The 12,587-nt window shown below is 77.2% G+C and carries 11 protein-coding genes and 1 riboswitch; of the genes, 4 read left to right on the top strand and 7 right to left on the bottom strand.

The genetic code is table 11. The features are described 5' to 3' along the window. Positions 1-9: 9 nt before the first annotated feature. Positions 10-1,470: a hypothetical protein gene (locus ACIQVD_RS02785; RefSeq protein WP_402285534.1), complete on the bottom strand. Its 1,461-nt coding sequence runs from the start codon at positions 1,468-1,470 to the stop codon at positions 10-12. 373 nt (positions 1,471-1,843) lie between these two features. Here ACIQVD_RS02785 and ACIQVD_RS02780 point away from each other — a divergent pair, with 373 nt between their 5' ends. Continuing rightward, positions 1,844-2,161, top strand: a complete 318-nt coding sequence (locus tag ACIQVD_RS02780) for an antibiotic biosynthesis monooxygenase (RefSeq protein WP_111553581.1) — start codon at positions 1,844-1,846, stop codon at positions 2,159-2,161. 50 nt (positions 2,162-2,211) lie between these two features. Here ACIQVD_RS02780 and ACIQVD_RS02775 read toward each other — a convergent pair whose 3' ends face one another. From ACIQVD_RS02775 to ACIQVD_RS02750, 6 genes are all read right to left on the bottom strand, one after another. After that, positions 2,212-3,069, bottom strand: coding sequence for an ECF transporter S component (locus ACIQVD_RS02775; RefSeq protein WP_402285531.1), 858 nt, complete (start codon positions 3,067-3,069; stop codon positions 2,212-2,214). After that, positions 3,066-4,685, bottom strand: coding sequence for an ABC transporter ATP-binding protein (locus ACIQVD_RS02770; RefSeq protein ID WP_402285529.1), 1,620 nt, complete (start codon positions 4,683-4,685; stop codon positions 3,066-3,068). The genes ACIQVD_RS02775 and ACIQVD_RS02770 overlap by 4 nt, the downstream gene beginning before the upstream one ends. A gap of 178 nt (positions 4,686-4,863) precedes the next feature. Further along, positions 4,864-6,015: an energy-coupling factor transporter transmembrane component T gene (locus ACIQVD_RS02765; protein ID WP_402285527.1), complete on the bottom strand. Its 1,152-nt coding sequence runs from the start codon at positions 6,013-6,015 to the stop codon at positions 4,864-4,866. Between the two features lie 2 nt (positions 6,016-6,017). Continuing rightward, complete coding sequence (locus ACIQVD_RS02760) at positions 6,018-6,689, bottom strand: SCO2322 family protein (protein ID WP_402285524.1); 672 nt, start codon at positions 6,687-6,689, stop codon at positions 6,018-6,020. Next, on the bottom strand, positions 6,686-8,218 hold the full coding sequence (locus ACIQVD_RS02755) for a prenyltransferase/squalene oxidase repeat-containing protein (protein ID WP_402285520.1): 1,533 nt from the start codon (positions 8,216-8,218) through the stop codon (positions 6,686-6,688). The genes ACIQVD_RS02760 and ACIQVD_RS02755 overlap by 4 nt, the downstream gene beginning before the upstream one ends. Positions 8,219-8,314: 96 nt before the next feature. Next, a riboswitch (cobalamin riboswitch) is annotated at positions 8,315-8,395 on the bottom strand. 66 nt (positions 8,396-8,461) lie between these two features. Beyond that, the gene (locus tag ACIQVD_RS02750; RefSeq protein WP_402285518.1) at positions 8,462-9,136 is read right to left on the bottom strand and encodes a TetR family transcriptional regulator; all 675 of its coding nucleotides are present in this window, start codon (positions 9,134-9,136) and stop codon (positions 8,462-8,464) included. Between the two features lie 220 nt (positions 9,137-9,356). Between ACIQVD_RS02750 and ACIQVD_RS02745 the strand changes: the two genes are divergently transcribed. The 3 genes from ACIQVD_RS02745 to ACIQVD_RS02735 are packed head-to-tail and all read left to right on the top strand — an operon-like array spanning position 9,357 to position 12,553. Then, positions 9,357-10,676, top strand: a complete 1,320-nt coding sequence (locus ACIQVD_RS02745; RefSeq protein ID WP_402285516.1) for a glycosyltransferase family 4 protein — start codon at positions 9,357-9,359, stop codon at positions 10,674-10,676. Between the two features lie 60 nt (positions 10,677-10,736). Next, a complete protein-coding gene (locus ACIQVD_RS02740) occupies positions 10,737-11,477 on the top strand; it encodes a class I SAM-dependent methyltransferase (RefSeq protein ID WP_402285513.1) in 741 nt (246 codons plus the stop codon). Continuing rightward, positions 11,474-12,553: a prenyltransferase gene (locus ACIQVD_RS02735; RefSeq protein WP_400686786.1), complete on the top strand. Its 1,080-nt coding sequence runs from the start codon at positions 11,474-11,476 to the stop codon at positions 12,551-12,553. Before ACIQVD_RS02740 ends, ACIQVD_RS02735 begins: the two co-directional genes overlap by 4 nt. Positions 12,554-12,587: the final 34 nt, after the last annotated feature.

Here is a 12,587-nt window from a genome sequence, read left to right as displayed (position 1 = left end):
GGCCGGGCGTCAGCAGTCGGGGGTCTTCGCCGCGGCCTGGAGGGCGACCTGGGTCGGGGCGTCGTACACGCCGGGCTGGAAGTTCTTGAGCTTCTTCGCCCTCTGCTGGCTGCTCTGGAAGTCCGTCAGGACGAACTGGGTCCAGTTCCCGAAGCCGGGTCGGCCGTCGGGGGTCTGGTCGACGTAGAGGTTGCCGATCAGGTTGCAGCGCGCCGTCATCAGCAGGCGCTGCATCTGCGTCACCTCCGGGCCGCTGTCGCCGATCTTCAGCGCCCGGGTCGCGGCGGACGAGGACGGCTGGGCGGAGGAGCGCGAGGCCGACGTGCTGGGGGAGGGGCTGGGGGCGGCCGCCGGCGGGGCCGGATCGCTGGTGGCCGGGGCGTCGGCGGCCGGGGCGCTGCTGGTCGCCGTCTGGCTCGGGCGGGCCTTGGTGCGGGTCGGCGAAGGGCTCCCCGCGGACGGCTCCGGGGACGCGGTCTCGCTCGGCGCCGGAGCCGGGGCGGGATCGGCCGAGGAGACCGTTGCCGGGGCCGTCGGCGCGGGCAGCGCGTTGTCGACCGTGGACGGCGACGAGGACAGCAGCATCGCCAGGCTCACGGCCAGCGCGGTCACCCCGACCGCGCCGCCCGCGATCACCAGCCGGCGGCGGTCGGCGCTCTGCCGGCGCCGCTCCCGGTGGTCGGCCCGGCTGACCGGGCCGTCCGCGCCGTCCTCGCGGAAGGTGAACATGCCCAGGTCGGCACCGGCCGCGGCGGGCCACGGCTCGTCGCCGTTCGGGCCGTTCGGGCCGCCCGGACCGCCGACCGGGGTCAGCCGGGTGGTCTCGTCCGGCCCGGCGCCCCGGCCCGGCGCGGGCCGCTGCGGGGGCGCCTTGACCGGGCCCAGGGTGAGCGGCATGGTCTGCTCGGCCGCGGGCACCTGGCCCGGACCGGCGGCCGCTCCCGGCGGCGGGATCGGCACGAAGCGGCCCGGTGCGCCGGACGCCCGGGGCGGCTGCTGCTGCGCCGGGACGGGCGGCAGCACCTGGGTCGCGTCGGCGTCCGGCCGGGGCTGCTGCGGCGGCTGGACGGGGACGGGCGCGGGCTGCGGCGGGCCGAACGGGCTGGCGGCCTGCGGGACGTGCGGGGGACGGTTCGGGGGCGGCGGCGGGCCGGAACCCGGCGGCGGGCCGGTGATGGGCTGCACGGCGGGCGGCTGCGCCGAGCTGGGCGGCACCGCGACCGGGGGGCCGGAGGGCGGCGGGGCCGCGGTGATCGGCTGCACCGGGGGCGGCACGGGCCGGGTGGCGAACGGGTCGCCCGCCGGGTCGCCGGGTTCCACCACGGCCGCTCCGGCCACGTACGGCCGCACCAGCGGCGGGCCCTCCAGGTGCGGGAGGACCGCGGTCTCCTCGGCCGGGGAGACGGCGTTGCACGCGCAACTGCCGGCCGTGCGTGCGGTACCGCAGCGGGGGCAGCGCTCTGCCGGCATGGGCCGGTCCTCCTCGGGTCGGAATCGAACGGGGTGATTATGCAGGAGCATTCCACGGGACGACAGGGAGGTCCGGGCCCGGGTCGGCTTCCCGCCCGGATTGCCGGGTTTTGGGTGGATCGTCAGCGACTGTCGGGAGCCGCCCGGGGCGCGACCCCGGCCGTCCGCTCCGGCGCGGGCCCCGGCCGCCTGCCCCTCGGGCTCCCCCGTCACCCTCGCCGGCTGCGCCTCCTGCGCCCCCGCGCTCCTCCGCCGTGCCCGCCGTCGAACGCGGGCGGGTGCGCGGGTACGGGTGCCGGATGGACGAGACTGCTCGTACGTGATCGAGGTCCGGCCGTCGTTCGGGTCGGACGGGCAACTTGAGGGGTGTCCTGTGGGTAGCGTCGTGAAGATCAATGTGCTGACCGTTCCCGCCGAGCAGCGGGAGGTGCTGGAGCGGCGGTTCGCCTCGCGTGCCGGGGCGGTGGAGGGGTCGGACGGGTTCGAGTGGTTCGAGCTGCTGCGGCCGGTGGAGGGGACGGACCAGTACCTGGTGTACACGCGGTGGCGGGACGAGGAGTCGTTCCGGGCGTGGATGGAGGGGCCGATGAAGGAGGCGCACCAGGGCGGGGGCGAGCGGCCGCGGCCGGCGGCGAGCGGGTCGCAGGTGTGGTCGTTCGAGGTCGTGCAGCAGGCGGGGCCCGAGGCGTAGCGGTGGGAGGGGCGGTGGGGCCGGTCCGGGGAGACCGGCCCCGCCTTCCCTCAGCGGAAGGCGGCGCGGCGGGTGGCGCGGCGGAGGGTGCGCAGCAGGGGGCCGCCGACGGTGAGGCAGAGGACGGCGGTGAGGGCGGCGCGGGGGAGGTCCCAGCCCAGGGAGGTGGTGAGGCAGTAGAGGGCGAAGCGGGTGAGGTTGGCGGCGAGCGGGTCGCCGGGGACGAAGGAGATCGAGGTGCCCAGGCCGCCGATGTAGGGCCAGCCCTGGAGGTTCATGACGGTGCCGTAGCCGATCGCGGAGAGGGTGCCGTAGGCGGCGAGCAGCAGGAGTTCGGGGCGTCCGCGCAGGCGGGCGGCGCCCGGGAGGAGCCCGGCGCCGAGGCAGACCCAGCCCATGGCGAGCATCTGGAACGGCAGCCAGGGGCCGACGCCGCCGGTGAGCAGGGCGGAGGCGAACATGGTGAGGGCGCCCAGCACGAAGCCGAAGCCGGGGCCGAGGGCCCGGCCGGAGAGCACCATCAGGAAGAACATCGGCTCCAGCCCGGCGGTGCCCGCGCCGAGCGGCCGCAGCGCGGCACCGGCCGCGGCCAGCACGCCCAGCATGGCGACGGCCTTGGCGTCCAGGCCGGGCGCGCCGGTGGCGTCGCGGCCCTCGGAGAGCTGGGCGACCAGCACGGCCAGCAGCAGGGGCATCAGCAGCGCGAACAGCCAGGGCGCGTCGGCGGAGTGGCCGACCAGGTCGGACTCGCGGGAGGCGAGCAGCGGCCACCCGAAGGCGGCCGCGCCGATCGCGGAGACCAGGGAGAGGAAGAGCACCGAGCGCCGCCCGAGCGGGACGGGACGCGAGAGCAGGGGGCCGGGGGCGGTGCGGCTGGCGGGGGCGGTGCGGGTGGCGGGTGGCTTCATCGCGGCGGTTCCGGGGCCAGGGCGGCGGCGACGTCGGGGACGGTGAGGTGGGGCGGGAGGATCTTCGCGGTCTGCGGGGCGAAGGTGGGGGAGGCGAGCACGACGTCGGGGGTGGGGCCGTCGGCGACGATCTCGCCCTCGGCCAGGACGGCGGTGCGGTGGGCGAGTTCGGCGGCGAGTTCGACGTCGTGGGTGGCGAGCAGGACGGCGTGGCCCCGGTCGGCGAGGGAGCGCAGGACGGTGACCAGGCGGGCCTTGGCGGCGTAGTCGAGGCCGCGGGTGGGTTCGTCGAGCAGGACGACCGGGGGGCGGGCGGTCAGCACGACGGCGAGGGCGAGCGTGAGGCGCTGGCCCTCGGAGAGGTCGCGGGGGTGGCGGTCGTCGGCGACGCCGGGCAGCAGGGTGGCCAGCAGGGCGCGGCAGGTGCCGGGTTCGGCGCCGGCGTCCTGGTCGGCGGCGGCGCACTCCTCGGCGACGGTCTCGGCGTACAGCAGGTCGCGCGGGTCCTGCGGGACGAGGCCGACGGAGCGGATCAGGTCCTCGGGGCGGGTCCGGTGCGGGGTGCGGCCGTCGACCCGGACGGTGCCGGAGGCGGGGGCGTGCAGGCCGACCAGGGTGCCGAGCAGGGTGGACTTGCCGGCGCCGTTGCGTCCCATCAGGGCGGTGATCTGCCCTGCGGCGAGGGTGAGTTCGACGCCGCGCAGGGCCGGGACGGCGCCCCGGGAGACCACCAGGCGGCTGACGGTGGCGACCGGTTCGACGGGTGCGGCCGGTCCGGCGGGCGGCGGCTGCGGCGCGGGGGCGGCGAGCCGTTCGCGCAGGGCGGTCGCCCGGCGGCGGGCGTCGCGGACGGTGAGCGGCAGCGGCGTCCAGCCCGCCAGCAGCCCGAGTTCGACCACCGGCGGCCGGACCGGGGAGCGGGCCATCAGCGCGGCCGGGTCGCCGAGCACCGGCGGCTCGCCGGGGCCGGGCAGCAGCAGGACCTGGTCGGCGTACTGGACGACCCGCTCCAGCCGGTGCTCGGAGAGCAGCACGGTGGTGCCCAGGTCGTGCACCAGGCGCTGGAGGACGGCCAGCACCTCCTCGGCGGCGCCCGGGTCGAGCGCGGAGGTCGGCTCGTCCAGCACCAGCACCTTCGGGTGGACGGTCAGCACCGAGCCGATCGCGACCCGCTGGCGCTGCCCGCCGGAGAGCGAGGACAGCGCGCGCCCGCGCAGGTCGGCCAGGCCCAGCAGGTCGAGCGTCTCCTCGACCCGGCGGCGCATCACGGCCGGGGCCAGGCCCGTCGACTCCATGCCGTAGGCGAGTTCCTCCTCGACGGTGTCGGTGACGAAGTGCGCCGACGGGTCCTGCCCGACGGTGCCGACCACGTCGGCGAGGTCGCGCGGGCGGTGCGTCCGGGTGTCCCGCCCGGCCACCGTGACCCGGCCGGTCAGGGTGCCGCCGGTGAAGTGCGGCACCAGCCCGGAGACGGTGCCCAGCAGGGTCGACTTGCCGGACCCGGACGGCCCGACCAGCAGGCACAACTCGCCCTCGGGGACGGTCAGCTCGACGCCGCTCAGGGCCGGTGCGGTGGCGTCGGCGTACTGCACGCCGACCTGCTCGAAAGTGATCACCGGGTGCTCCGGGGCGGCTCGGGGGAGACGGGGACGGGCGACGGGGACGGCGGTCGCGCGGCGACGTCCGGGCGGCGGCCGGACGATGCCGGAGCCGGTGCGGCGGCGCGCGGGCCGGCGGACCGGCGGCCGGTGTGCCGCGCACCGCCGGGACGCGTGCCGGTCCGGCCGGAGGCGGTCACCGGGTGCTCCGGGGCGGCTCGGGGGTGACGAAGGCGGGCAGCAGGCCGACCAGCGCGGCCAGCGCGGGCAGCAGCGGCAGGGCGGGCGCGGCCGGCGGCACGACGCTCGGGGACAGCGCCAGCGGCCAGCGGCCCGCGTACCAGATCAGCACGGCCGCGACCAGCGCCCCCGAGGCGGCCGTCAGCCACTCCGGGAGCGCCCACGGGTCGGGCCGGTAGCGGGTCCGGACCGAGCGCCGGCCGCCCAGCGCGAGGCCGCCGCTGGCCGCGGCGGCGCCCGCCAGCAGCACCGGCAGCGCCCACGGGTGACGGCCCGCGGCGAGCAGCCCGTACGTCGCCGAGCACACCGCCAGCAGCCCCGCGAGGGTCAGCGCCCCGGCGGCGCGCACCAGCCGCCGCGGGACGTCGGCCGTCCGGCCGAAGCCGCGGGTGTCCATCGCCGCCGCCAGCGCCACCGAACGCTCCAACGCGCCCTCCAGCACCGGCAGTCCGACCGAGAGCACCGCCCGCACCCCCCGGTCGGAGCGCCCGCGCAGCCGGCGCGCCGCGCGCAGCCGCCGGACGTCCGCGACCAGGTTCGGCGCGAAGGTCATCGCCACCACCGCCGCCACCCCCGCCTCGTACAGCGCGCCCGGCAGCGAGCGCAGCAGCCGCGACGGCGAGGCCAGCGCGTTCGCCGCGCCCACGCAGGCCAGCAGGACCGCCAGCCGCAGCCCCTCGTACAGCGCGAACAGCATCCCCTCCAGCGTCACCGCACCGCCCAGCCGGACGCCCTGCGCCCAGGCGGGCAACGGGAGTCGCGGCAGCGTGAAGAGCACGTGGGTGCCGCCGACCGGGGAGCCCAGCAGCACCGCGAACACCACCCGGGCGGCCAGCACCAGCAGGCCCAGGCGCAGGAACGCCGCGTACGAGCGCGACCAGGGCGCGTCGCCCCGGCGGGCCGCCACCACGTAGCCCGCCACCGCCAGGAGCAGCAGCAGGAGCAGCGGGTTGGTGGTCCGGCTGGCCGCTGCCGCCAGGCCCAGCGACCACAGCCACCACGCGCCCGGGTGCAGCTGCCGGGGCAGCGCCCGGCTGTGCGCGGCGGCCGGACGGCCGCCCCCCGCGACGGGGTCGGCGGCCGGGCGGCGCAGACGGTGGACGGACATGCTCAGCGGGTGCGGCGGCGACGGGCCTGCCAGACCGCCCCGGCGCCCAGCAGCACCACCGCGCCGGCGCCGGCGACCAGGCCCAGCGCCGGACCGCCGTCCCCGCCGTCCGAACCGCCGCCGCCGGTACCGGAGTTCGAGCCCGCCGCGACCGGCTCGCCGCAGCCCGCGCGCGGGTAGTCCGCGATCGCGCACAGCAGCGCGCCGGAGTCGTAGCGCAGCGGCGCGGCGACCGCGGCCAGCACCTCGGCGGAGTTCGCCGCCGTCGGCACCGAGGCGCACGAGGAGCGGGCGGCGGGCGGCTGTTCGCCGCCGGGGGCGTCCTGCGCGGTGCCGAAGTCCAGCACCACGGCGACCCGCTTGTGGCCGCCGCTGGGCGCGGTGTCCCGGCAGATCGCCGCGAAGTCGGGGGCCGGGCCGGGCCGGGGCGTGTCCTGGCCGCCGTCCGGGCTCAGCACGAACCGCCAGCCGTCCACCGCCCCGTCCGCCGGCACGTTCCCGGCCGGTCCGACCTGCTGGTACGCCCAGCCGTCGGCACCGCCCTTCCAGAACGACCAGTAGCGGTAGTCGGCGGCGGCGGAGGACCCGGCGGCCGGGCCGAGCAGCGCCGCGCCCGCGGCGAGGAGGGTGAGGAGGAGGACGGCGAAGCGGACGCGGGGGGCCCGGCCGGTCATCGGTCCCGCTCCGGGCGGTCCTGCTCCGGGTGCTCCTCGGTGGCCGCGTCCTCGGCGGCCGTGTCCTTAGAGCCCGTGTCCTCGGAGCTCGTGTTCTCGGCGGTGGGGCCCTCGGCGGCAGCGTCCTCGGCGGTCGGGGCGGGCTTGTGGCGGCGGCGGTTGAGGCTGAGCAGGAGGCCCGCGCCGACGCCGACCAGCAGGCCGACGCCGATCAGCCAGCCGGCCGAGAAGCCGCTGTTCTCGTCGGGCTCGGTGATCGCGGAGCCGGGCGCGCGGGTGGCCTGCGGGTCGCCGGCCGCGGGGGCGGACTTCGGCTTGGGGCCGGAGTCGGCCAGCAGCTGGACCAGGTTGGCGCCGCCGAAGTTGTACGGGTCGAGCTTGGCGGCGCGGGCGGTCAGCACCAGGGTGGCGGTGGCCGCCGGGTCGATGCCGTTCTTGCCCTGGGCGGCCCACGGGTAGGCGTTGCCGGCCAGCCAGTCGGCGGCGTCGGCGGCCTCGGCGGGGTGGCCGGCGGCGACCAGGCCGAGCACCGTCCAGGCGGTGGAGTTGTAGTCGGGGGTGGCGGTGTCCGCGCCGGGCGTCGTGGCCGTCAGGTGCCCGCCGCCGGCGGCGAGCCGGCCGGTCAGCCAGGCGGCGTCGGCCTCGGCGGAGTCGGCGTGCGCGACCGGGCCGGCGGCCTGGCCGCCGTCGCAGGCCAGGGCCTTGGGCGGGCCGTCCCGGCGGTCGGTGGCGGTGACCGGGAGGTGGCCGCCCGCGGCGGCCAGCAGCGACTGCGCGGAGGCGATGGTGTCGGCGGCGGCCGGGACGCCCGCGGCGGGCTGGTACAGGAACGCGCCGCGCTGGTCGGCGGCGTCCGCGCAGCCGAGCTGGAAGGAGGCCAGGCCGTCCCAGCCGGAGCGGCCGCCGACGGCGATCCCGGCCGGGTCGAGGCCGGCCGCGAGCAGGCCGTTCAGCACCACGGCGGTGGAGTTGGCGTCGCCGGGCGAGCCCGGGTTGTACGCCCAGCTGCCGTCCGGGTTCTGGTGCGCGCGCAGCCAGTCGGTGGCGCGGGCGACGGGCTGCTGGTGGCCGCCGAGCGCGGTGAGCGCCTGGACGGCCAGCGAGGTGGCGTTGGTGTCCTCGGTGGCGGGGGTGCACGGGGTGCCGCCGGCCCGGTACGAGGGCCAGCCGCCGTCCTCGCACTGCTGGTCGAGCAGCCAGCGCACGGCGGCGTCGGCGGGTTCGACCTTCTCCTGCTGGAGCGCGATCAGCGCCAGCGACTGCCGCCACACCCCGTCGTACTGCGGGTCGCCCTTGCCGTACAGCCCGGCGGGCACGCCCGAGGACGCGGACGGCGAGCCGGACGCGGAGCCGGTACCGGACGCGGAGCCGGAGCCCGACGCGGAGCCCGAGGCGGCCGGGGCTGCGGCGTTCGACGTGGCGGAGGACGGCGCGGGCGAGGCGGTGTCGGCGAGCGCGGGCGCGGCGGCGGTGCCGGCGAGCAGGGCGCCGGTCAGCGCGGCGGCGCCCAGGCGGGCAGCGGTCAGCATGGGGGTGAAGCCTTTCTGAGCGGTCGCAGCGGGCCGGGTGGTACCCCGGTTCCCGCCCGTAGACCCACGACGGAGGAGGGCCGCTCGCCTCCGGCCGGGCAGTCCGACTGCGCCGCGCCCCGGTGGCGGGGGCGGCTCACGGTTGCGGGTCAGTACCGGAATCGCACCGGCTTCCCCCGGCCTCGGAGGCGGATGATGAAGTTGTCGGGCGGTCCGGTCGGGCCGGGCCGCGCCTCCACGACTCTAGCCGCCGGTCGGCGCCGCCCCGGCGGCAGGTGGTGGAACGGGTTGCAGTTCCGCCGGGGCGGGCGGGGCCTCGGGGCCCGGCCAGGCGGGGGTCAGCAGCCGGGCGGCCGTGTGCAGGTCGGCCCGCACCTCCGCCAGCGAGGCCCGCCCGGACAGCCACACCAGCAGGGTGGCGTGCCAGGTGTGGCCGACCACCCGCAGCGCCGCCTGCTGCTCGGCGGTGGGCGGTCCGGGCAGCCGGGCGGCCGCCAGCACGATCGCGGTGGTCACCTGGGCGACCTCGTCCACCTCGCTGCCCACCGAGCGGTCCGCGAAGGACAGCGCCCGCACCATGGCCTCGGCCAGCCGGGGTTCGCGCTGCAGCGCCCGGAAGGCGGCGGTGAGCGCCTCGGCGACCCGGGAGGCCGGGTCCGGACCGGTCGGCGGGTGGCGGCGCACCTGCTCGCGCAGGAGTTCCAGCTGCTCGCGCATCACCGCGACCAGCAGGTGCACCTTGGACGGGAAGTACCGGTAGAGGGTGCCGAGCGCGACCTGCGCGCCCTCCGCGACCTCGCGCATCTGCACCGCCTCGTAGCCGCCCCGGGCGGCCAGCGCGGTGGCCGCCCGCAGGATGCCCCGGCGCCGCTCGGCCTGGCGCGGCGTCAGCGGCCCGTCGGCGGCGGTGGCGGTCACGTGGACTCCAGGAACGGCGGTCGTGGGGAGCGGTCGCGGCGTGGTGCGAATCACCCGCCGGGGCTCCTGACGACAAGCTACGGGCCGGTAATCTTCGAGGTCCCTCGTTGTTCACTTTCTCCAACGACGAGCCCGCACCGCTGTGAAACGTGATCTACTTTACCGGTCGGCGGCCTTCTCCGTCGCCGGTCCCGGTGAGTAGCGAAGAAGGGGACTGGGGATGACCGCTGTGTCGCCGCCGCCGCTGCGGATCGCCCTGCTGTCGTACCGCGGCGACCCGTTCTGCGGCGGCCAGGGCGTGTACGTGCGCCACCTGTCGCGGGAACTGGCCCGGCTCGGCCACCACGTCGACGTGATCGGCGCCCAGCCCTACCCGGTGCTCGACCGGGTCGAGGGCCCCGGCACCGTCCGGCTGGTCGAACTGCCCGGCCTCGACCTGTACCGCGCCGACGACCCGTTCCGCACCCCCGCGGTCGGCGAGTTCCGCGGCCCGGTCGACCTGCTGGAGTACGCGGTGATGCGCACCGGCGGCTTCCCCGAGCCGCTGACCTTCTCGCTGCGCGCCCGCGCCTTCCTGGCCCGGCACCGGGGCCGCTACGACGTGGTGCACGACAACCAGACCCTCGGCTACGGCCTGCTCGGCCTGGCCCGGCACGGCTTCCCGCTGGTCACCACGGTGCACCACCCGGTCACCGTGGACCGGCGGCTGGAGATCGACGCGGCCCGCACCCGGCTGGAGCGGCTCGGCAAGCGCCGCTGGTACGCCTTCACCCGGATGCAGCGCCGGGTCGCCGCCCGGCTGGCGCACGTCATCACCGTCTCGGAGAGCTCGAAGGCCGAGATCGCCGAACAGCTCGGCACCGACCCGGACGCCCTCGCCGTCGTCCCGATCGGCGCCGACACCCGGCTCTGGTCGCCGTCCGCCGAGGTCGCCCGGGTGCCCGGCCGGATCGTCGCCACCTCCAGCGCCGACGTCCCGCTCAAGGGCCTGGTGCACCTGGTCGAGGCGCTCGCCAAGGTCCGCACCGAGCGGGACGCCCACCTGGTGGTGGTCGGCAAGCCGCAGAAGGAGGCCGGGCCGGTCACCGCGGCGGTGCGCCGGTTCGGGCTGGAGGGGCACATCGAGTTCCGCACCGGCCTGAGCGACGCCGACCTGGTCGACCTGTACCGCTCCGCCGAGGCTGCCTGCGTCCCCTCGCTCTACGAGGGCTTCTCGCTGCCCGCCGCCGAGGCGATGGCCACCGCCACCCCGCTGGTCGCCACCACCGGCGGTGCCATCCCCGAGGTGGCCGGCCCCGACGGCGAGACCTGTCTGGCGGTGCCGCCCGGCGACGCGGGCGCGCTGGCCACCGCACTCGGCCGGCTGCTGGACGACCCCGCCCTGCGCGAACGGCTCGGCGCCGCCGGGCGCGAGCGGGTGCTGACCCGGTTCACCTGGGCCCGGGCCGCCGAACTCACCGTCGAGCGCTACCGGGCCGCGATCGCCACCGGCGCCGGCGCCGCCGCCCGCTCCGGCCCCGGCTGGCGCTACGTCGGCTGACGCGCCGTCAATCTCCTGGTACCACTGGTACCACCCCCCTTCGTGAATGGGAGCCCCGCAGTGCTGACCGTCGACTTCTCCCGCTTCCCGCTCGCCCCAGGCGACCGGGTGCTCGACCTGGGCTGCGGCGGTGGCCGGCACGCGTTCGAGTGCTACCGGCGCGGCGCCAACGTGGTCGCCCTGGACCGGAACGCCGAGGAGATCGCCGAGGTCCGCAAGTGGTTCGCCGCCATGGAGCAGGCCGGCGAGGCCCCCGCCGGGGCCAGCGCCACCGCCATGGAGGGCGACGCGCTGAACCTGCCGTTCGACGACGACACCTTCGACAAGATCATCATCTCCGAGGTGATGGAGCACATCCCCGACGACAAGGGCGTCCTCGCCGAGATGGTCCGGGTCCTCAAGCCCGGCGGCCTGCTCGCCGTCACCGTGCCCCGCTACCTGCCGGAGAAGATCTGCTGGGCGCTGTCCGACGAGTACCACGAGGTCGAGGGCGGCCACATCCGGATCTACAAGGGCGACGAACTGGTCGGGAAGGTCCGCGAGGCCGGCCTCACCCCGTACGGCAGCCACCACGCGCACGCCCTGCACGCCCCGTACTGGTGGATCAAGTGCGCGGTCGGCGTCGACAACGACAAGGCCCTGCCGGTGCGCGCCTACCACCGGCTGCTGGTCTGGGACATCGTCGGCACCCCCGTCATCTCCACCCTCACCAAGGCCGCCGAGAAGGCGCTCAACCCGGTGCTCGGCAAGTCCTTCGTCGTCTACGCCAGCAAGCCCCGCGAGGCCGGGGCCGACGCGTGACCGCCGCCGTCCCCGCCGCCCTGCTGCTGGACGGCGTGCTGGACGCCGCGCAGGCCGCCGACACCGTCCGCTCGATCCTCGCGCACCAGCAGCCCGACGGCGCCCTCCCCTGGTTCCACGGCGGTCACCTCGACCCCTGGGACCACACCGAGGCCGCGATGGCCCTCGACACCGCCGGCGAACACACCGCCGCCGAAGCCGCCTACCGGTGGCTCGCCGAGCGGCAGAACCCCGACGGCTCCTGGTACGCCGCCTACGCCTACGGACAGCCCGGCGTCCCCGACGGCACCGCCACCGACCTCGCCCGCGAGACCAACTTCTGCGCGTACGTCGCCGTCGGCGCCTGGCACCACCACCTGTCCACCGGCGACGACCGCTTCCTGGAACGGATCTGGCCCACCGTCAGCCGCGCCCTCGACCACACCGTCCGGCTCAGCCTCCCCGGCGGCGCCATCGCCTGGCGCCAGGACGAGGACGGCACCGCCGCGACCGAGGCGCTGCTCACCGGCTCCTGCTCCATCCTGCACGCCCTGCGCTGCGGACTCGCCGTCGCCGACCACCTCGACCGGCCGCAGCCCGACTGGGAACTGGCCGCCGGACAGCTCCGGCACGCGATCGCCCGGCACCCCGAGCGGTTCCTCGACAAGAACCGCTACTCGATGGACTGGTACTACCCCGTCCTCGGCACCGCCCTGCGCGGCGAGGACGCCACCCGCCGGCTCGCCGCCGACTGGGACCGCTTCGTCGTCCCCGGCCTCGGCGTGCGCTGCGTCAGCGACCGGCCCTGGGTCACCGGCGGCGAGAGCGCCGAACTCGCGCTCGCGCTGTGGGCCGCCGGGCAGTCCGACCAGGCCGTCGACATCCTCCGCTGGATCCAGCACCTGCGGCACGAGGACGGCTCCTACTGGACCGGCTACGTCTACGAGGACCGCGCGATCTGGCCCGAGGAACGCACCACCTGGACCGCCGGCGCCCTGCTGCTCGCCGTCGCCGCCCTCGGCGGGGACGACGCGACGGTCAGCGTCTTCGGCGGCGAGCGCCTGCCGGCGGGGCTGGCGGTCAACGACTGCTGCTAGGCGTTCCGGCGTCGGGCCGTCCGGCGGGTGCGCG

Origin of the sequence: Kitasatospora sp. NPDC090308 (genome assembly GCF_044769485.1) — a bacterium.
Classification (GTDB): domain Bacteria; phylum Actinomycetota; class Actinomycetes; order Streptomycetales; family Streptomycetaceae; genus Kitasatospora; species Kitasatospora fiedleri.
This window is presented reverse-complemented; position numbering and strand designations above follow the sequence as displayed.

Coding starts and splice junctions, on each gene's coding strand:
- ACIQVD_RS02755 (WP_402285520.1), bottom strand. CDS start 8,218: ATGCTGACCGCTGCCCGCCTGGGCGCCGCCGCGCTGACCGGCGCCCTG.
- ACIQVD_RS02760 (WP_402285524.1), bottom strand. CDS start 6,689: ATGACCGGCCGGGCCCCCCGCGTCCGCTTCGCCGTCCTCCTCCTCACC.
- ACIQVD_RS02745 (WP_402285516.1), top strand. CDS start 9,357: ATGACCGCTGTGTCGCCGCCGCCGCTGCGGATCGCCCTGCTGTCGTAC.
- ACIQVD_RS02785 (WP_402285534.1), bottom strand. CDS start 1,470: ATGCCGGCAGAGCGCTGCCCCCGCTGCGGTACCGCACGCACGGCCGGC.
- ACIQVD_RS02775 (WP_402285531.1), bottom strand. CDS start 3,069: ATGAAGCCACCCGCCACCCGCACCGCCCCCGCCAGCCGCACCGCCCCC.
- ACIQVD_RS02765 (WP_402285527.1), bottom strand. CDS start 6,015: ATGTCCGTCCACCGTCTGCGCCGCCCGGCCGCCGACCCCGTCGCGGGG.